This window comes from Streptomyces sp. NPDC044719, assembly GCF_056433405.1.
On the sequence record NZ_JBWKHE010000004.1, the window covers coordinates 653,553 to 672,505 of the forward strand.

Here is an 18,953-nt window from a genome sequence, read left to right on the forward strand (position 1 = left end):
CCTCAGCCGAGCGCACGGTCCAGGTTGAAGGCCGCGCTGATCAGCGCCAGATGCGTGAACGCCTGCGGGAAGTTGCCCTGCTGCTCCCCGGTGTGGCTGATCTCCTCGGCGTACAGGCCGAGATGGTTGGCATACGTCAGCATCTTCTCGAAGGCCAGGCGCGCCTCGTCGATCCGGCCGGCGTGCACCATGGCCTCGACGTACCAGAACGAGCAGATGGAGAACGTGCCCTCGTCACCGCGCACGCCGTCGGGGCTGGACTGCGGGTCGTAGCGGTAGACCAGCGAGTCCGACACCAGTTCCTCGGTGAGGACGTCCAGCGTCGACAGCCACTTGGGGTCCGTCGGGGCGATGAACTTCGTCAGCGGCATCATCAGCACGGCCGCGTCCAGCACGTCGCCGTCCTCGTGCTGGACGAAGGCCCGGCGCTCCTCGGACCAGCCCCGGCTCATGATCCGCCGGTAGATCGTGTCGCGGCACTCCCGCCAGCGCGGCAGATCGGCGGGCAGCCCGCGCCGGGTTGCCATCCGGATGGCCCGCTCGATCGCCACCCAGCACATCAGCCGCGAGTACAGGAAGTTCTTGCGGCCGCCCCGGGTCTCCCAGACCCCCTCGTCGGGCTGGTCCCAGTGCGCGCACACCCAGTCCACCAGCGCGGTCACATCGTCCCACTGGCCGCTGGAGATGGGCTTGGCCCACTTGTCGTAGAGGTAGATGGAGTCGATCAGCGCGCCGTAGATGTCGAGCTGGAGCTGGTCGGCCGCCGCGTTGCCGACCCGTACCGGAGCGGAACCCTCGTGTCCCTCCAAGTGGTCGAGGGTCCTTTCGGGCAGGTCGGTGCGTCCGTCGATGCCGTACATGATCTGCAGCGGGCCGGAGTGCTTGCCGTCGCCCGGGCTGATGTGCCGGGTCACGAAGTCCATGAACGCCTCGGCCTCGCCGGTGAAGCCCAGCCGCAGCAGGGCGTAGACACAGAACGCCGCGTCGCGCACCCACACGTACCGGTAGTCCCAGTTGCGTTCACCGCCGAGCCGCTCGGGCAGGCTCGTCGTCGGCGCGGCCACGATCGCCCCGGTCGGCGCGTACGTCAGCAGCTTCAACGTCAGGGCCGAGCGGTGCACCATCTCCCGCCAGCGGCCCCGGTACCGCGACGACGCCAGCCAGGCCCGCCAGTACGCCACCGTCGCCGCCAGCTGCTCCTCCGCCTCCGTGCGCGCACACCGGCGGGGCGACACCTCGCCGCCGACCTTGTCCAGCGCGAACACCGCCGACTCGCCCTCGCCGAGCTTGAAGTCCCCGTACACGTCCGGCCCGTCGGCCTCCAGCGGCACGGTCGCGGTCAGCGCGAGCGCCATCCCGTCGGCCTCGAAGAGCGCCGTCTCACCGTCCAGCCGGACGGTGTGGGGCCGGCTGCCGTAGTCGAAGCGGGGAGCCACGCGCGTACGGAACGGGATCGAGCCGCGTACGCACACCACCCGCCGGATCAGCCGGTGCCGCTCGGCCTCGGCCGGCTCGCCGTCCACCGGCATGAAGTCCTGCACCTCGCCGACGCCGTCCTCGGTGAAGAACCGGGTCATCAGGACGTTGGTGTCCGGGAAGTAGAACTGCTTGGTCCGGGCGGGCACGGTCGCCGCCAGCTCGAAGCAGCCGCCGCGCTCCGCGTCCAGGATCGAGGCGAACACGCTCGGCGCGTCGAAGGCCGGGCAGCAGTACCAGTCGATCGTGCCGTCGGTCCCCACCAGGGCCACACTGCGCAGGTCGCCGATCAGTCCGTGCTCGGCGATCGGCAGATACCGCCGGCCGTCCGCTGTTCCCCGCATGGCAGCCTCCCTGCCCTGGCGAGCGCCTGGCTATCAGCTTAGGCCCGCAGCCGGGAAGCGGCCGGGTGTCACACCGTGACGACCCGCAGCCCGGCCTCCTCGAAGCGCCGCAGTGTCTCCGGGTCGGCCGCCGTGTCCGTGACCAGCGTGTCCACGGCCTCGGCCGCGCAGATCCGGGCGAACGCGCGCTGGCCCAGCTTGCTGGAGTCGGCGGCCACGACCACGCGCTCCGCGCGCTCGCACAGCAGCCGGTTGATCGCGGCCTCGGCCTCGTCGTGTGCCGCCGCCCCGTGTGTGACGTCGAAGGCGACCACGCCGAGCACCGCCACGTCGACGGTGATCTGCCCGAGCACCCCGTCCGCGAGCGGCCCGACCAGCTCGTACGACTGGGCGCGGGCCACCCCGCCGGTCAGCACGATCTTGAACTGGGGCCGTACGGCCAGTTCGTTGGCGATGTTCAGCGCGTTCGTCACGACGGTCAGCGCGGGCGACCCGGACACCAGGTCCCCGCGCGCCGCCAGAGCCCGCGCCACCTCGGTGGTGGTCGTACCGCCGGTCAGCCCGACCGCCTCACCGGGCGCGACCAGATCCGCCACCGCCTTCGCGATGCGCTGCTTCTCCGAGGCGTGCCGGGCCGTCTTGTAGCGCAGCGGCAGCTCGTACGACACGCCGTGCACGACCGCGCCGCCCCGGGTGCGCACCAGCATCTGCTGCTCGGCCAGCCCGTCGAAGTCGCGGCGGATCGTCGCGGCCGACACCCCGAGCTCCCCGGCCGCCTCCTCGACGTCCAGCCGGCCGCGCTCCACGAGCAGGTCCAGCAGCGCCTTCCAGCGGGCGTCGCGCGACATCCGCACCTCCACGTCTCGATCTCCGGGCGACCCTAGCGCACCCGATCTCTCCCGATGCTTGATGTTGCTCGAAAGGTGGCGATACCTTGCAGGAACAATCAGAGTGGAGGGGTGCGGCATGACGCATGTCGAGGACGAGCTGACCAGCCAGCCGGAGTGCTGGGCACGCGCCGCCTCGGAGGCGGCGGAGTACGCGGAGGTGTTGCCGGCGGCGGGGGAGCGGATCGCGATCGTCGGCTGCGGCACCTCGTACTTCATGGCGCAGGCCGCCGCGGCCCTGCGCGAGGACGCCGGCCAGGGCGAGACCGACGCCTTCGCCGCCTCGGAATTCCCGTACGGCAGGGACTACGACAGGGTCGTCGCCCTCACCCGCTCGGGCACCACGACCGAAGTCCTCGACCTGCTCGGCCGGTTGAAGGGCCGCACCCGCACCACCGCGATCACCGCCGACCCGGACACCCCGGTGATGACGGCGGCCGACGAGCTCGCGGTACTCGACTTCGCGGACGAACGCTCCGTCGTGCAGACCCGGTTCGCGACCACCGCCCTCACGCTGCTCCGCGCCCATCTGGGACTCCACCCCGACGCGGCCGTCACCGACGCGCGCACCGCCCTGGCGGAACCCCTGCCCGAAGGCCTGGTGGAATGTGCCCAGTTCGCCTTCCTGGGCCGCGGCTGGACCATCGGCCTGGCCAACGAGGCCGGGCTGAAGATGCGCGAGGCGTCGCTGTCCTGGGCGGAGGCCTACCCGGCGATGGAGTACCGGCACGGGCCGATCAGCGTCACCACCAGCGGAACCGCCACCTGGATGTTCGGGGAGGCGCCGGACGGTCTGGCCGAACAGGTCCGCGGCACGGGCGCCTTGTGGATCGCCGGAGCCCTGGACCCGCTCGCCGAACTCGTCCGCGCCCAGCGCCTCGCCGTCGCGGTCGCCGCGTCACGCGGCCTCGACCCGGACAGCCCCCGCCATCTCACCCGCTCCGTGATCCTCACCCACTGACCTCGGTGATCCTCGTTCCCTGACCCTGGAGGCACCGTGCCCCTCACCACCACCGGCGAGCTCGTCACCCGCGCCGCCGCGGCCCGCTCGGCCGTCGCCTCGTTCAACGTCATCACACTGGAACACGTCGAGGCCGTCATCGCGGGTGCCGAGTCCGTGCACGCCCCCGTCGTGCTCCAGGTCAGCGAGAACGCGGTCAAGTTCCGCGGCGGGCGACTGCTCCCGCTCGCCCGCGCGGCCGTCGCCGAAGCCGAACGCGCGGCCGTACCGGTCGCGTTGCACCTCGACCACGTGCAGAGCGACGCCCTGCTGCACCGGGCGGCGGACGCCGGCTTCAGTTCCGTGATGTACGACGCGGCCCGGCTGCCCTACGCCCAGAACCTCACCACGACCCGGGCGGCCGTCGACTGGGCCCACGCCCAAGGGCTCTGGATCGAGGCCGAGTTGGGGCAGATCGGCGGCAAGAACGGCAGACCCCCGCTGGACGCGCACGCCCCCGGCGCCCGCACCGACCCCGACGAGGCCCGGGCCTTCGTCGCCGACTCGGGAGTGGACGCCCTGGCCGTCGCCATCGGCAGCGCCCACGCCATGACCACCCGTACCGCGACCCTCGACCACGCCCTCCTCAAACGCCTGTCGGCAACCCTGGACGTCCCGCTGGTCCTGCACGGCTCCTCCGGCGTCCCGGACGACGAACTCACCGCGGCCGTCGCGGGCGGCATCGCCAAGGTCAACATCGGCACGGCCCTGAACATCGCGCTGACCGGCGCCATCCGGGACTTCCTCACCGAGCGCCCCGAGGCCGTCGACCCGCGCGGCTACCTCACGGTGGCGCGAGAGGCGATGACACGGACGGTGGCGAGAGCCCTGAGGACCCTGGGGGGCCCGGCTACCGCTTGACGGCCTTCAGCACCACGAACTTCGGGTCACTGGCGACCAGCCGGCTGTTGCCGAAGATCCGCCGCAGCGTGACGTGGTAGCCCAGGTGCCGGTTGCCGATCACCCACAGCTCGCCGCCCGGCCGCAGCGCGCGCCGAGCCCCGTTGAACATCCGCCGGGCCGTGGCGTCCGTCGTCGCCTGGTGGGAGTGGAACGGCGGGTTGTTGAGGACCAGGTCGACACTGCCCGACGGCACGCCGTCGAGCCCGTCGCCGACGCGGAACTCGGCGTGCCCCGGCACCCCGTTCGCCTTGTACGTCGCCTCCGCCGAGGCCACGGCCTGGAACGACTCGTCCACGAACAGCACCTCGGCCTCCGGGTCGGCCAGCGCCACCGCCGTACCGACCACACCGTTGCCGCACCCCAGGTCCACCACCCGGCCGCCCCGGCCGCTCGGCAGGTGCTGGAGGAGGAACCGGGTGCCGATGTCGAGCCGGTCGGCGCAGAAGACGCCCGCGTGGTTGACGACGGTGCCTCCCGAGGCCGGGCCGATGCCGTCCGGCAGCGTGTAGACGTACGGCCAGGGACTGGCGGGCCGCTGCAGTGCGGGATCCGGCGTGCAGAAGATCAGCCGGGCCTTCCTCTCGGCGAGCGAGGTCCGGGTCGGGCCGAGAATCCGCTCGAACAACTGGAGCGTCGAGGTGTGGATCTCCTTCACCATCCCCGTGCCCACGACAACGGTCCCCGCGTGCACCCCCGGCGCCAGCCGCAGCAACTGGTCCTCCAGCAGCGCCAGACTCTTCGGCACCCGCACCACGAGCACGTCGACGCGGTCGGGCGGCGGATCCTGCGTGGTGAGCAGCCGGACCGCGCCGGGCTCGACGCCGTGCCGGGCGAGATTGGCCCGGGTCGCCTCCTGGGTCAGGTGGGAATCCGTGATCTGCGTCGGCCGGTGCTCCGCGAGCGCCGTCACCAGCGCGCCCCACCGGTCCCCGACGACCACGACCGTGCCCGACAGTGGGACCCGCTCCCGCTCCAGGTGCCTCAGCACGTACTCGTCGGAAGCGTCCCAGGCACGCAGCCTGTCCCGCGGATCCTCGGGGAACCGGGTCAGCGCGAACTCGCCCCACGGCGTCGTCATACGGTCGTTCATCGTGCGTCAAGGCTAGCCGAGCCGCAGCTCAGGCCGTGTCGGGCAGGATGGGAAGCATGGACGGCGAGCTGTTCCCCAGGGCCCGTACGCAGGTGGCACCCGGCGCGGTGCACCTACCGGACTGGCTGGACGCCGAGCGCCAGCGGGAACTGCTGGAGGCCTGCCGGGAATGGGCCCGCCCACCGGCCGGGCTGCGCACGGTCCGCACGCCCGGTGGCGGCACCATGACCGCCCGGCAGGTCTGTCTGGGCTGGCACTGGTACCCGTACGCCTACGCCCGCACGGTGGCCGACGGTGACGGCGCTCCGGTCAAGCCGTTCCCCGCGTGGCTCGGTGAGCTGGGCCGCCGAGCGGTCAGGGACGCCTTGGGCGACCCGGTGACGGCTGCCTACGACATCGCGCTGATCAACTTCTACGACGGCGACGCCCGCATGGGCATGCACCGCGACAGCGACGAGAAGTCGGACGCGCCGGTGGTGTCGCTGAGCCTTGGCGACACCTGCGTCTTCCGCTTCGGCAACACCGAGACCCGCACCCGGCCCTACACCGACGTCGAGCTGCGCAGCGGCGACCTGTTCGTCTTCGGCGGCCCGTCCCGGCTCGCCTACCACGGCGTTCCCCGGGTACACGGGGGCACGGCACCGCCCGGGCTCGGCCTGGCCGGACGGCTCAACATCACGCTCCGGGTCAGCGGTCTGTAGGCCGCGGGTTCGGCGGATCATGGGAGACTCGCCCTCATGAGCGGGAAGGCGGACCCCCGGCCGGCGGGGGATGGGAGCACCTCGAGGACGCGGCTGGACCGGGGGCGCGGAGCACTCGGACCCGCGCTGGAACTCGTCCACACCGGACGCGCGCCGACCCGGGCCGTACTCACCGCAGAGCTCGGAGTGACCCGGGCGACGGCCGGCGCGGTCGCCGCCGAGCTGGAGGCGCTCGGGCTGATCCGCGTCGACGCCCGGCCCGGCGCGGCGGCCGGATCCCAGGGCAGGCCCTCGCACCGGCTGGCCGTCGCTGAGAACGGCCCCGTCGCGCTCGCCGCGCAGGTGCACGCCGACGGGTTCCGGGCGGCGCTGGTCGGGCTGGGCGGCCGGATCGTCGCCACCGCGCCAGGCTGCGAGACCGTCGACGCCGACCCGGCGAAAGTGCTCGCCTCCGTCGTCACGGCGGGCGCCGAACTGCTGCGCGAGACGGGGCGACGGTGCGTGGGCGCAGGACTCGCCGTGCCGTCCGCTGTGGCCGAACCCGAAGGCCTGGCGCTCAACCCGCTGCACCTGGCCTGGCCCGCGGGCGCGCCCGTCCGCGACATCTTCGCCGAGCAGGTGCGCGCGGCCGGCATCGAGGGACCCGCCTTCGCCGCGAACGACGTCAACCTCGCCGCGCTCGCCGAGCACCGGCACGGCGCCGGGCGCGGCGCCCGCGACCTGCTGTGCGTGGCCACCGGCCACCGGGGCGTCGGCGGTGCACTCGTCCTCGACGGCCGCCTCCACCGAGGCAGTTCGGGCCTCGCCCTCGAGGTCGGACACCTCACCGTGCACCCCGAGGGCCGCCCCTGCCACTGCGGCAGCCGCGGCTGCCTGGACGTGGAGACCGACCCGCTGGCCTTCCTCACGGCGGCGGGCCGCGACCCGGGCCCCGAGGTGTCCCTGCTCCAGCAGTCCATCGACCTGGTCCGCCACCACTCCGACGACCCGGGCGTACGCTCCGCCATCGAAGCCCTCATCGACCGGCTCGGCCTCGGACTCGCCGGCCTGGTCAACATCCTCAACCCGGACCGGATCATCCTCGGCGGCCTCCACCGCACCCTCCTGGACGCCGACCCCGACCGCCTCCGCGCGGTCGTCGCCGACCGCAGCCTCTGGGGCCAGAGCGGCGGCGTCCCCATCCTGCCGTGCACCCTCGACCACAACAGCCTGGTCGGCGCGGCGGAACTGGCGTGGCAGCCGGTGCTGGACGATCCCCTCGGGGCGCTCGCCTGAGGCCCAGGACGCCGCTCAGCGCGCTCACCTAGGCCAGACTCCACAACGCCGCCACCGACGGCCGCCGCAGATCGGCCCGCCGCACGCACAGCCCGATCGGAAACGGCTCCGGCGCCGGATCGGCCGGGACCACCACCAGCCGGTCCCGCTGCGGGCCGTGCGCGAGGGCCTCGACCCCGTCGGCCGGGACCTCTTCGACCGGGCGTACACGGCCACCTACGCCCCCGCGCGCGAGATCGTCGCCGAGATCTACGACGAGGTCGCCGACGGCACCGAACTGCGCAGCGTGATCCTCGCCGAACGGCGGCTCGGCGCACGCCCGATGAGCGGGATCGGGGGATCCCCGATGTGGTCGGTGAGCGACCGGGTGCGGGCCCGGCGCGGCACCCGTGACCTGCCCGTCGACCCGTTCAACGCCGGCGTGTTCGTCGCCACCATGACGGCCCAGATCGACGAGTTCGCCCACCGCGGGCACCCCTGGTCGGAGACCGTCAACGAGTCCGTCATCGAGGTGCAGGCGGCATACGAGCAGATCGCCTACCCGGCCGCCGAGCACCCGGCGGACGCCGCCCTGCTGGACGGCTTCGACACCCACCCGGTGCACGAGGCACTGGCGGCGGCGGCGAAGCTGCGGCCGTCCGTGGACATCTCGGTGAGCTGAACCGGCACGAATGCGTGGTGGGACAGGCGTGCCCGCGCCGCTTCCGGGAAGGCTCGCCGCTGAGCGGGCAGGCTGGTTCGCAGGCAGCACGCCCGCACCGCACCACCGAGGAAGTTGAGCGCAATGACCGACAAGCTCACCGTGAGCGTCCTGGGCACCGGCATCATGGGCGCGGCCATGGCCCGCAACGTCGCCCGGGCCGGACACACCGTCCGCGCCTGGAACCGCACGCGTGCCAAGGCCGAGCCGCTGGCCGCCGAGGGCGTGCGGATCTGCGACACGCCCGCACAGGCGGTGCGGGACACCGATGTCGTCCTGACCATGCTCTACGACGGTCCGGCCGTCCTGGAGACGATGCGCGAGGCCGCCCCGGCCCTGCGCCCCGGCATCGCATGGGTGCAGTCCACCACCGCCGGTGTCGAGGGCATCGCCGATCTGGCCGCCTTCGCCCGCGAGCACGGCCTGGTCTTCTACGACGCGCCCGTCCTCGGCACGCGTCAGCCCGCCGAGGCCGGGCAGCTGACCGTGCTCGCCGCCGGGCCCGCCGAAGGGCGGGACCGTGTGACGCCGGTCTTCGACGCCGTCGGCGCCCGCACCCTGTGGACCGGAGAGGACGGGGCCGCGGGTGCCGCCACGCGGCTGAAGCTGGTCGCCAACAGCTGGGTCCTCGCCGTCACGGCCGCCGCCGGTGAGGCCCTGGCGCTGGCCAAGGCCCTCGACGTCGACCCGCACAGCTTCTTCGACCTGGTCGCCGGCGGCCCGCTCGACATGGGCTATCTGCGCGCCAAGTCCGAGCTGGTCCTCGACGACCGGCTCACCCCGCCCCAGTTCGCGGTGACCACCGCCGCCAAGGACGCCCGCCTGATCGTCCAGGCCGGTGCGGGCAACGGCGTCCGCCTGGACGTCGCCGAGGCGGCCGCCACCCGTATGGAGCGTGCCGCCGCCCAGGGCCACGGCGACGAGGACATGGTCGCCGCCTACTTCGCCAGCTTCGACGAGAAGACGTCCACCTGATCAACCCAGGAGGTTCCCGTATGTCCAAGCCGCCGCTGCCGCCCGAGGCCGACGCCCTGCTGAGCCGGCCCAACCCGTGCGTCATGGCCACGCTGCGCTCCGACGGCACGCCCGTCTCCACCGCCACCTGGTACCTGTGGCAGGACGGCCGCGTCCTGATCAACCTCGACGAGGGCCGCGTACGCCTCAAGCATCTGCGCCGCGACCCGCGCGTCACCCTCACCGTCCTCGCCGGCGACGACTGGTACACCCACGTCACCCTGATCGGCCAGGTCACCGAGCTGCACGACGACGAGGGCCTGGCCGACATCGACCGCCTCGCCCGGCACTACATCGGAAAGCCCTACCCGGACCGCGTCCGCCCCCGGGTCAGCGCGTGGATCGAGGTCGACCGCTGGCACGGCTGGGGCGAGCTGAAGGACAGTGACCAGGCCGGAGGCTGAGGCCCGCGACCACGCCGGCTAGCGCCACTCCACCGCGAACGCCCGGCCCGGGTTCTCCGTGAGGATGCGCCCCACCAGGTCCTCGCCCACGGCGTGGACCAGCCGGGGCCGCACCCGGCGCAGCAGATACGGCATCCCGGGGCCGCCGTCCACCGAGCGGGCGGCGGCCGTGGTGGTGTCGGCGCCCAGCAGCACCCGGTCGCCGAACCCGGCGTCGGCGAGGGCCCGTACGGCGTCCGGCATCCGCCAGTCCGTGGCGTGGTGGGCGTGTGACGGCCCGTCGAAGGCCAGATAGCAGCCGGACTCCGCGGCCTGCCGGTGCACCACGAGGTCGGGGGAGCGGTTGAGGTGCCCGAGCACCACGCGATGCGGCGGCACCCCCAACTCCCCGCACAGCAGGTCCAGTACGTCCAGCGCGCCCGTGCCCAGCTCCAGGTGCACGGCGACGGCCGCCCCCGTGGCGTGATGCGCCTCGGCCGCCGCAGACATGGTCCAGCGGGCGTGCGCGTCCAGCGCGTGGAACCCGCCCGCGACCTTGACGAGCCCCGCCCGCACCCCCGACACCCCGATGCCCTCGGTGAGTTCGGAGACGAAGACGTCGGCGAGCCGGCCCCGTAGCCCGGCGAGTGTGTCGTCGTCGTAGTGCACGGCCTGGTGCAGCCCCGTCGCGGCGACCACGTGCACACCGGTCTCCCGGGACAGCGGCGGCAGATCGGCGGCCCGCCGCCCCAGCCCGTACGGCGTCCACTGCACCACGGCCCCGCCGCCCTGCTCCCGGAACGCCGCCAGCTCCGCCCGCGCCGCCGCCACGCTGCGCAGCTCCTGGCCGGGCAGCCGGGGACTGCCGAAGAACAGATGGTCGTGGGCGTCGCACACGCCGAGGTCTCCAGGGGGTACGTCCCCCAACACCGTTCGTATCGCGCTCACCACTGGCGCCCCAGCGGCAGCCGGTCCCGGCCGGGCGCCGACAGGTGCAGCACCTCGAACACGTCACCGTCGGCCTCGGGCGTGTCGTGCTCCCAGAGCGAGAAGTGCACCAGCTCCCACCTGCTCGTGTCGACGGCGGCCGCGGCGAGCAGGGCCCCGTCCTCCTTCGCCAGCCGCCGGGTCTCCCGCACCGCCTCCTCCACCGTCCCGGCCAACAGCCCGTCCTCCGGGAACGGTTGGCGCAGCCGCACCGCGAACCGCGCCCGGGACCGGCCCCCTTCCTCGTACGCGAGCCCCGTCCACTGCCGGACGGACGGCCGCCCGAAGTCGTCACCGAGCCGCTGGAAACCACCGCCCCACAGGAAGGAGTTCATGCCTTCCACGGTGTTCCACAGATAGAAGGGCGCGTACTGATTGACCGGCGAGCCGCGCAGGCCGCGCTCGCGCATCAGATAGGTCTTGAGACCGAGCCCGTCCCAGTCGTCGAGCAGCCGCCCCACACGGGCGACCCGGTCGCGGATGACGCCCATGTCGTAGTCGGCGGGCAGGGTGAGTTCGTACTGCATGGCGTGCACGGAAGCCTCCTCAGGCGGGACGGGGTGCCAGCAGCGAGAGCAACCCCCGCACCCCCGCGTCGAACGCGGCGGGGGAGCCGGTGGCGCGGGCGAGGACATAGCCGCCCTGGACCGTGGCCACGACCGCCGCCGCGACCTCCTCGCCGTCCAGCGAGGGCACGAACTGGCCCTGTTCCTTGCCCTCCTCGACGATCCCGGCGATCCGCACCCGGAGCCAGTCCAGGGTCTCCTCGACCGGGGCACGCAGTTGGTCGCTCGCGATCACGTCCGGGTCCATGGTCAGCCGGCCGATCGGACAGCCCCGCAGTACGTCCCGCTCGCGCCGCAGATACGCCTCGACGCGCTCGTACGGCGTTCCGGGGCCGTCGAGTACTTCCGCGGCGGCAGTCCGCATCTCCTCGGCGGTCCGCCGGATCGCGGCCAGTGCGAGATCGGGCTTGCCCTTGAAGTGGTGGTACATGCTGCCCTGCCCGGCGTCCGCGCGCTCCAGGATCGCCTTGGGGCTCGTGCCCACATAGCCGCGCTCCCACAGCAGCTCGCGGGTGGACTCGATCAGCCGTTCCGAGGTGCTCATGCCCTCACTGTACATACTAGTAGTTACAGCAGGCCAATACTCCCGGTGAGGTACGCGTACTGCCGCTGTCCGTACGACGACCCGGGCCCCCTCATGGGGCGACTCTCGGAAGCGCACACGGAAACATCGCGGCAACGCATCCGAGGAGTTGGACGACATGCAGACCCTGGCGCACTTCGGTGACGGCGGGCCCGGCCCGTGGATCCTGTTCTTCCCGTTGATCTGGGCGCTGGTGATCGGCGGCGGCATCGTGCTGCTGCGCCGCACCGTGTGGCGCGGACGCCGGGGCGGCCCCTGGCGGCAGTCCGCCGTCGGGAACGACTCGCCCATCGCCGTGCTCGGCCACCGCTTCGCCTCCGGCGAGATCGACGAGGACGAGTACTGGCGCCGGCTGTCCGTACTGAACGAGGAGTTCGGACCCTCGGCCAAGGGCGGTGGTGCGTGAGCATGCTGACCGAACGAGTCAACTCGAAGTGACCGCCGTGCGAAGGGTGGTCACCGCCCGGTCAACCGGCAACGGCGGACCGGGCGGGAGCATGGTCGGGACGCAGCCCGTCGACGGAGGGCCCGACCTCCGCGAACCTGCGCGCGGGCTTCTCCAGGACCGGGCGACGCGCCCGGCGCGACGGCGCCACCACGGAGGTCGGCAGGGTGAACCACACGACCTTGCCGGACTCGCCGTCCGGCCGGACACCCCAGCTCTCGCTCATGGCGGCCACCATCGCGAGCCCGCGCCCGCAGGTCGCCAGCGGCGCGATGTCCTGAGGATCCTCCACCACGGGCATCCGCGGGTCGTGATCGCGCACCGAGACGGTGAGCCGGTCGAGGAGGAGCTCTATCTCCACCGTGCATGTCTTGTCGGGCTGGGCATGCCGGTGGACGTTGGACAGCAGCTCCGTCACGCCGAGCGAGGCCCGGTCGATCAGGGCGTCCAGATGCCAGTAGCGCAATTGCGCAGATACGATTCTGCGGACCTGGCCGATCCGCGACGGCAGGGCTTGAAGCTCCACCGTGCAGTGTCTGCTTGGGTAGCTGATCACGGCTGCGACTCCCCGACGTGAGGTCCGGAAGAACACGGAGTTCGGATCCAGCAGGGCGCCTTCATGGCACTGCCGCCCGCTGTCGTGGCCGGCGGGCTGGTTCGCAGCGTTATCGCCGGTAAACCCAGAGTGACGTGAGACCAGAGTGACGCAGGGGGTGAGGTACCGCAACTCGCGGACATCTCAGTCGCCGCGCCCCGCCGCTCGGCGCACGGCCTCGATGAAGCGCCGTGCCGCGGGCGGCCCCGGCTCGCCCGGGGCGGGGTCGTGATCGCCCAGGGTGAGCAGGTACCGATTGCCGTTGAGATCCGCCGTGGCCCGGTCATCGGGGCCGAACCAGGGCTTGGACGCGCGCACCGCCTGTACCGGCGCGCTGTCGATCTCACTGCCGTAGCTGGTCAGCAGCTCGAGCCGGCCGTCGCTGATCCGGACCTGTCCGGCCCGGGTGAGCGAACGCAGCCGCTTCCCGATCCGCACGCCCGTGGCCCTGAACTCCGGCTCCGCCATGCCACCCGCCCCCTTGTGCGCCTCGGTGTACCGGCCCGCGCTCCCCGCGGTGCCGATACGGCTCGTGTTCTGATCCAGTGTGCCTCGGAAGTCCGCTCCGGCGGTGTTCGTACCCCTGCCGGTACCCCGTTCGAGGCCTTGGTCCCGCGGTGAAGTCTGCCCGCACCCGGCGTCGAGCACCAGTGCGTGAGACCCCCTCGCCGGGGGGCGCCCGCAGCACATACGCGAATGCGCCCCCGGGACCGCGCGCCCCCTTGCCCCGGCCTCTGCCCCAGGGGGCGCTTTGGGGGGCTCAAAGATGCGTTTATGCAGGTGAGAAGCGTGCGGAAGCTGCCTATCATCGAGGTGTCGGCCGCGCGACGTGCCGTCGGCGCGCAGCGATAGGAGCCCCCTCGTGAGCACTCCCCAGCAGACCCGGACCGGCGTGACCCTCGACGTCGACCACAGTGACGCCGGCTACCGCGCGTGGCTGAAAGAGGCCGTCCGCAGGGTCCAGGCCGACGTCAACCGCTCGGCCGACACACACCTGCTCCAGTTCCCCCTGCCGGAGCGCTGGGGCATCGACCTGTACCTGAAGGACGAGTCCACCCATCCCACCGGCAGCCTCAAGCACCGGCTGGCCCGCTCACTCTTCCTCTATGGCCTGTGCAATGGCTGGATCCGGCCGGGCAGACCCGTGATCGAGGCCTCCAGCGGTTCGACGGCCGTCTCCGAGGCGTACTTCGCGAAGCTCATCGGCGTTCCCTTCATCGCCGTCATGCCGCGCACGACGAGCACCGAGAAGATCCGCCTCATCGAGTTCCATTCCGGACGGTGCCACTTCGTCGACGACCCTCGCACGATGTACGAGGAGTCCGCCCGTCTCGCGGCGGAGACCGGCGGCCACTACATGGACCAGTTCACCTACGCCGAACGGGCCACGGACTGGCGCGGGAACAACAACATCGCCGAATCCACCTTCCGCCAGCTGCGACTTGAGCGGTATCCCGAGCCGGCGTGGATCGTCGCAACGGCGGGCACCGGCGGCACCTCCGCGACCCTCGCGCGCTACATCCACTACATGCAGTACGACACGCGCGTCTGCGTGGCCGACCCGGAGAACTCGTGCTTCTTCGAGGGCTGGACCACCGGCGATCCGGACGTCACCTGCGACTGCGGCTCCCGTATCGAGGGCATCGGCCGGCCCCGTATGGAACCGAGCTTCGTGCCCGGCGCGATCGACCGGATGATGAAGGTGCCCGACGCGGCCAGTGTCGCCGCCGTACGGGCACTGGAGCGCGCCATCGGCCGCAAGGCGGGCGGCTCGACGGGCACGGGGCTGTGGAGCGCGCTGAAGATCGTCGCCGAGATGGTGTCCGAGGGGCGGCAGGGAAGCGTCGTGACCCTGCTGTGCGACCCGGGGGACCGGTATCTCGACAAGTACTACTCGGACACCTGGCTGGCCGCCCAGGGGCTGGACATCGCGCCGTACACGGCCGCGATCGACGCGCTGCTGGAGACGGGCGTCTGGATGGACTGAGGCCGGGCCCGCAGCGTCAGGCCGCCAGCCTCCGGTCCAGTGCCGAGACGGCATCCCGGAAGGCGCGCGCCTGGGCGATCCGTATCGGCCTCATGGCGAGCCGGTACGCCGCCGTCCCGTCGGTGGCGAAGGTCCACCGCACCCGGGTGCCGTCGCCGGCCGGTGCGAGCCGCCACTCCTCGACGATCGCCCGCACGCCGGGCACGTTGGTGACGTCGACGCGGTAGGCGTAGACCTCGGGTTCCTTCGCCGCGACGACCGACTCACGGAACCGGACGCCCCCGCTGAGCGTGATGTCGCGGCCCGCACCCCCGTCGATCTCACGGGCGGCCGTCACCTGGGGAAACCAGTCGACCCAGCCGGGCACGTCCTCGAGCGCACGGTAGACCGCTTCCACCGGAGCCGAGATCACCATCGCGGAGACATGCCGCACGGGCGCGATCCCGGCGAAATCGAGCCCGACGGGGCGCAGACGGTGAGGCATGGACGAGGCCCTCCTCGCACGGAACGGGCGGCACCGGAAGCGTCACCCTAGCTGGCGGCCCGTCAGATGTCTGCCCCCTCCTCGGGCTCCCCGGCCACCACCAGTCGCCGCAGATGCTCCACGACCACGCCGCGCGCCTCGTCCGGCAGGCCGGCGTCCGTCACGAGCGTGTCGATCCGCTCCAGCGAGGCGAACGAACTCAGGCCCACCTTGCCCCACTTGGTGTGGTCGGCGACCACCACCACCCGCCGGGCCGACTGCACGAGCCGCCGGTTGGTCTCGGCCTCCGCGAGGTTCGGCGTCGACAGACCGGCCTCGACCGATATGCCGTGCACACCGAGGAACAGCAGGTCGAAGTGGAGCGCCGCGATCGCCTGGTCGGCCACCGGCCCCACCAGCGAGTCGGACGGAGTGCGCACCCCACCGGTCAGCACGACCGTGGCAGCGCCCTGCCGGGGGCCCGAGGTGCGCTGCGCCGCGTGGAAGACGTCGGCCACCCGCACCGAGTTGGTGACCACCGTCAGATCCGGCACGTCCTGCAACTGGTGCGCGAGCGCGAAGGTCGTCGTACCGCCCGACAGGGCGATCGCCGCGCCCGGCGCGACCAGCTTGGCCGCGGCCCGCGCGATGTCCTCCTTGGCGGTCAGCTCCAGGCCCGACTTGGCCTCGAAACCCGGTTCGTGCGTACTCGCCTCGACCACCGGGACCGCGCCGCCGTGCACCTTCTCCAGCACGCCCTGGCGGGCCAGCGCGTCGAGATCGCGGCGGACGGTCATGTCCGACACGCCGAGCTTCCGGGTCAGCTCGTTGACCCGGACACCGCCCCGGCGGCGGACCTCGTCGAGGATCAGGGATCGCCGCTGCTCCGCGAGGAGGTTCTGATTCTCGCTCACGTACGCTCCGGTCCTTTCGCCTCAATGCCGTCCGACTCGCCCAGCACACCCGCCCCCACTAGGACATTCTCCCTGGGCTCCGGTGCGCGGACGTCTCATCCTCGCATGTCGCGGAGCCGGCGGCGCCACCGACCACTCGTCGCGCACATGTCACTCGGAGCTCAGCTGCCGCTTCCCCGTATCACGGATCGGGGAGATTCCGTGACAGGAGGTGTGCGGAGCCGCAGAAGTGGAGATCCTGTGCCCGCACGGACAGAGCCGACGGCGTGTCACGGGGGAAGTGCGAATCAGTGGAACGTGCGCAGGAACATGTCTCGACCGGCGGGCCGGACCAGCCCGCCCAGCGGCCCGGCGAGACCGGGACCGCCCTGGAACTCCTGGTCCACGGCGTGGGCGGCACCACGCCGCAGGACATGCTCAACGATCCGCGCACGGTGCGGATCACCGGCGACAACATCGCGGCCGTCTTCCGCCGCGCCGACGACGTCGACGCGGAGACCAGCCCCGACGCCCACCGCCGCGACGGACCGGTGCCCGAGGCCTACGTCTGGTGCAACCTCACCTCCGGAAACGGCACCCGCGCCCTGTGGCTGTTGCTGCTGCCGTTCATGGTCGTCAACCTCGCCCACTGGATGCGCCCCACCGCCCGCGGCCGAAGACGCACGGTGCGCCTCTACGGCCTCCTGGTGCGGCTGGCGGGACTCACCCTGACCGTGCTGCTCGTCGCGGCGGCCTGCGAGGTCGCCCTCGACCTGGCGGCATGGCAGTGCGCGGGCACTCATCCGTGCGCCGACCGCCACTCCTGGCTGGGCTTCCTCTCACCCACCGTCTCGGACGGCGGCTGGTGGAGCAGCCCCGGCCGCAGGCTCGCCCTCGCCGCCTTCGTCCCCACCGCGCTGACCGCACTGCTGTGGTACCTGTCCAAGCGCACCTGGAGCGACTACGAGTCCCAGCAGCCGATCGAACGCCACCCCGAGCCCGACGAGGACGGCAGCCCGACCGCGCTGGGGCGTCCCGGGTTCTGGTACGGACGCCGGCTGGTCGCGCGGCTGCGCGCCGCGCACACCGCCGCCGGGCTGATCACCGTCGCGGCCGCGGTCGCCGGCGCCGCCGCCCGCCGCGACCGCGAGCCCGGCGGCCCCGCCGTACTGAACATCCTCGGCCTGCTTCTGGAGGCGGCCCTCGTGGCGTGCGCGGTCGCCGTGGTGTGGGTCGTGTGCCGCCGGGGCCGCAGCGAGAGGCGCCTCGACCGGGAGCTCGACGACCGTTTCGTACGACGACTGCCGCTCGCCGCGCTCGTCCTGCTCGGCCTCGCCCTGCTGTACGCCGGGTGGGAGCGCCCCGGCTGGGAGTCGGCCGGGCGGCTGCCGGGCGACATGGCCTTCGGCGGTATCGCGCTGGTGCAGGGGCTGCTCGTGATCGTCCTCGCCGGCGTCGCCCACGCCCTGCACCGCACCGACCCCGACCGGCGGGCCGTGCTGCGCGGCCTCGGCGGACCGGCCGTTGCGATGCTCGCCTGCGCCCTGGGCGGGGTGATGTCCGGCGGCGTGTCCCAGCGCGTGTCCGACTGGCTGGACGGCACCGGCACGTCGATAGACGGCCCACCGGTCCTGCTGACCTGGCAGGCGTCCGTCATCCCGCCCCTGATCGTGGTGCTCCTGGTGCTCTTCGGCTGGCTGGCCCGGCGCGCCTGGCAGCTGGCCCGCGCCGAGCGTGAGGCCGTGGCACGCGACTACCCGGACGAGTCCCAGGACCGCGCCCGCACCCGCCGCATCGCCTACACCCGCGCGATGGCCGCGCTCACCGACCGGGGACCCCGCATCGTCGCCGTCACCTCCGGAGTCACCCTGCTCCTCGGCGCCGGAGCCCTGGTGGGCGCCCTGACCACCGACGAGACACCGGGGGAGGCCGCGCAGAACGCCTACCCCGTCGTCCACGGCGCCGCGGAGACCGCCCAGGCACTCGGCTCCTGGCTGATCGGCCTCGGCTTCATACTGTTCGTCACCTGGGGCCGGCGCGCCTACAAGGACGCGGCGGCCCGCCGCACCATCGGCATCCTCTGGGACGTCGGCACCTTCTGGCCGCGCGCCGCCCACCCCTTCGCCCCGCCCTGCTACGCCGAACGCGCCGTGCCCGACCTGACCTGGCGGATGGCGACCTGGACCCGGACCACCGGCGGACGGCTGGTCATCTCCGGGCACTCGCAGGGCAGCGTTCTCGCCGCCGCGGCGGCCTGGCAACTCGCCCCGTCCGCCCGCAAACGCGTCGCCCTGCTGACCTACGGCTCCCCGCTGGAACGCCTCTACGGCCGCTGGTTTCCCGCACACTTCGGCCCTGCCGCGCTCAGCTCACTGCACCGGGAGGTCGACTGCTGGCGCAACCTCTACCGGCTCACCGACCCCATCGGCGGCCCGATGCGCCTGCCCGGCGACCGCGGGCACCAGGTCGACCACGGCCCTCTGAAGGACCCCCTCGCCTATGGCCGCACGGACCTGCTGCCGCTGCCCGCGCCGATCCTCGGCCACTCCGACTACCAGGCCGACCCGGCGTTCGCCGAGGAACGCCGCAAGCTGCTGGCCCGGCTGCGGCCGGGCCTGCCGGCTCCCCGCGACGAGCCCGAGCCGCCCGCCGCGTAGGCCA

The 18,953-nt window shown here is 72.7% G+C and carries 19 protein-coding genes and 1 pseudogene; 10 read left to right on the forward strand and 10 right to left on the reverse strand.

The window, feature by feature from the left end:
- Positions 1 to 2: 2 nt before the first annotated feature.
- Positions 3 to 1,820 carry a glycoside hydrolase family 15 protein gene (locus AC07DF_RS18980; RefSeq protein WP_478972083.1) on the reverse strand — a complete coding sequence of 606 codons (1,818 nt, stop codon included), beginning with the start codon at positions 1,818 to 1,820 and terminating at the stop codon, positions 3 to 5.
- Positions 1,821 to 1,888: 68 nt separating this feature from the next.
- Positions 1,889 to 2,668 carry a DeoR/GlpR family DNA-binding transcription regulator gene (locus AC07DF_RS18985; RefSeq protein WP_478972085.1) on the reverse strand — a complete coding sequence of 260 codons (780 nt, stop codon included), beginning with the start codon at positions 2,666 to 2,668 and terminating at the stop codon, positions 1,889 to 1,891.
- Between the two features lie 118 nt (positions 2,669 to 2,786).
- On the opposite strand from AC07DF_RS18985, the gene AC07DF_RS18990 reads away from it, so the two are divergent.
- A complete protein-coding gene (locus AC07DF_RS18990) occupies positions 2,787 to 3,668 on the forward strand; it encodes an SIS domain-containing protein (protein WP_478972087.1) in 882 nt (293 codons plus the stop codon).
- A 36-nt stretch (positions 3,669 to 3,704) separates the two neighbouring features.
- Positions 3,705 to 4,568, forward strand: coding sequence for a class II fructose-bisphosphate aldolase (locus tag AC07DF_RS18995; RefSeq protein WP_478972089.1), 864 nt, complete (start codon positions 3,705 to 3,707; stop codon positions 4,566 to 4,568).
- On the opposite strand, the gene AC07DF_RS19000 is transcribed toward AC07DF_RS18995, so the two are convergent.
- The gene (locus tag AC07DF_RS19000; protein WP_478972091.1) at positions 4,558 to 5,688 is read right to left on the reverse strand and encodes a methyltransferase; all 1,131 of its coding nucleotides are present in this window, start codon (positions 5,686 to 5,688) and stop codon (positions 4,558 to 4,560) included. The two genes, AC07DF_RS18995 and AC07DF_RS19000, sit on opposite strands and share 11 nt — an antisense overlap.
- A 68-nt stretch (positions 5,689 to 5,756) precedes the next feature.
- Between AC07DF_RS19000 and AC07DF_RS19005 the strand changes: the two genes are divergently transcribed.
- From AC07DF_RS19005 to AC07DF_RS19025, 5 genes and pseudogenes are all read left to right on the forward strand, one after another.
- Positions 5,757 to 6,401, forward strand: a complete 645-nt coding sequence (locus AC07DF_RS19005; protein WP_478972093.1) for an alpha-ketoglutarate-dependent dioxygenase AlkB family protein — start codon at positions 5,757 to 5,759, stop codon at positions 6,399 to 6,401.
- Between the two features lie 36 nt (positions 6,402 to 6,437).
- Positions 6,438 to 7,676 (forward strand): ROK family protein, encoded by a 1,239-nt coding sequence (locus AC07DF_RS19010; RefSeq protein ID WP_478972095.1) that lies wholly within the window; start codon positions 6,438 to 6,440, stop codon positions 7,674 to 7,676.
- Positions 7,677 to 7,824: 148 nt separating this feature from the next.
- A pseudogene (locus AC07DF_RS19015) lies at positions 7,825 to 8,187 on the forward strand (ketol-acid reductoisomerase); the annotation flags it as partial.
- Between the two features lie 273 nt (positions 8,188 to 8,460).
- Entirely contained in the window at positions 8,461 to 9,351 is an 891-nt protein-coding gene (locus AC07DF_RS19020) for an NAD(P)-dependent oxidoreductase (RefSeq protein WP_478972097.1), read from the forward strand.
- Between the two features lie 20 nt (positions 9,352 to 9,371).
- Positions 9,372 to 9,794, forward strand: coding sequence for a PPOX class F420-dependent oxidoreductase (locus tag AC07DF_RS19025; protein ID WP_478972099.1), 423 nt, complete (start codon positions 9,372 to 9,374; stop codon positions 9,792 to 9,794).
- An 18-nt stretch (positions 9,795 to 9,812) separates the two neighbouring features.
- Here the strand turns inward: AC07DF_RS19025 and AC07DF_RS19030 are convergent, their stop codons facing one another.
- Genes AC07DF_RS19030 through AC07DF_RS19040 form a run of 3 tightly spaced genes read right to left on the reverse strand, consistent with a single transcriptional unit; the run spans position 9,813 to position 11,870 of the window.
- Complete coding sequence (locus tag AC07DF_RS19030; RefSeq protein ID WP_478972101.1) at positions 9,813 to 10,721, reverse strand: phosphotriesterase family protein; 909 nt, start codon at positions 10,719 to 10,721, stop codon at positions 9,813 to 9,815.
- Positions 10,718 to 11,296, reverse strand: a complete 579-nt coding sequence (locus AC07DF_RS19035) for a DUF4865 family protein (RefSeq protein ID WP_478972103.1) — start codon at positions 11,294 to 11,296, stop codon at positions 10,718 to 10,720. Before AC07DF_RS19035 ends, AC07DF_RS19030 begins: the two co-directional genes overlap by 4 nt.
- Before the next feature lie 10 nt (positions 11,297 to 11,306).
- Entirely contained in the window at positions 11,307 to 11,870 is a 564-nt protein-coding gene (locus tag AC07DF_RS19040; RefSeq protein WP_478972105.1) for a TetR/AcrR family transcriptional regulator, read from the reverse strand.
- Positions 11,871 to 12,027: 157 nt separating this feature from the next.
- Between AC07DF_RS19040 and AC07DF_RS19045 the strand changes: the two genes are divergently transcribed.
- Positions 12,028 to 12,315, forward strand: coding sequence for an SHOCT domain-containing protein (locus AC07DF_RS19045; protein WP_478972107.1), 288 nt, complete (start codon positions 12,028 to 12,030; stop codon positions 12,313 to 12,315).
- Between the two features lie 61 nt (positions 12,316 to 12,376).
- On the opposite strand, the gene AC07DF_RS19050 is transcribed toward AC07DF_RS19045, so the two are convergent.
- Together AC07DF_RS19050 and AC07DF_RS19055 are read right to left on the reverse strand one after the other, a co-directional pair.
- Positions 12,377 to 12,910 (reverse strand): ATP-binding protein, encoded by a 534-nt coding sequence (locus AC07DF_RS19050; protein ID WP_478972109.1) that lies wholly within the window; start codon positions 12,908 to 12,910, stop codon positions 12,377 to 12,379.
- Positions 12,911 to 13,093: 183 nt separating this feature from the next.
- Positions 13,094 to 13,417, reverse strand: a complete 324-nt coding sequence (locus AC07DF_RS19055) for a hypothetical protein (protein WP_261682162.1) — start codon at positions 13,415 to 13,417, stop codon at positions 13,094 to 13,096.
- Positions 13,418 to 13,811: 394 nt separating this feature from the next.
- Between AC07DF_RS19055 and cds1 the strand changes: the two genes are divergently transcribed.
- A complete protein-coding gene (gene cds1, locus AC07DF_RS19060; RefSeq protein WP_478972112.1) occupies positions 13,812 to 14,936 on the forward strand; it encodes an L-cysteine desulfhydrase Cds1 in 1,125 nt (374 codons plus the stop codon).
- Positions 14,937 to 14,952: 16 nt separating this feature from the next.
- Here the strand turns inward: cds1 and AC07DF_RS19065 are convergent, their stop codons facing one another.
- On the reverse strand, positions 14,953 to 15,420 hold the full coding sequence (locus AC07DF_RS19065; protein WP_478972114.1) for an SRPBCC family protein: 468 nt from the start codon (positions 15,418 to 15,420) through the stop codon (positions 14,953 to 14,955).
- A 62-nt stretch (positions 15,421 to 15,482) separates the two neighbouring features.
- Entirely contained in the window at positions 15,483 to 16,313 is an 831-nt protein-coding gene (locus AC07DF_RS19070; protein WP_382488087.1) for a DeoR/GlpR family DNA-binding transcription regulator, read from the reverse strand.
- Between the two features lie 290 nt (positions 16,314 to 16,603).
- On the opposite strand from AC07DF_RS19070, the gene AC07DF_RS19075 reads away from it, so the two are divergent.
- Entirely contained in the window at positions 16,604 to 18,949 is a 2,346-nt protein-coding gene (locus tag AC07DF_RS19075; RefSeq protein WP_478972116.1) for a hypothetical protein, read from the forward strand.
- The last annotated feature ends 4 nt before the right edge of the window (positions 18,950 to 18,953 follow it).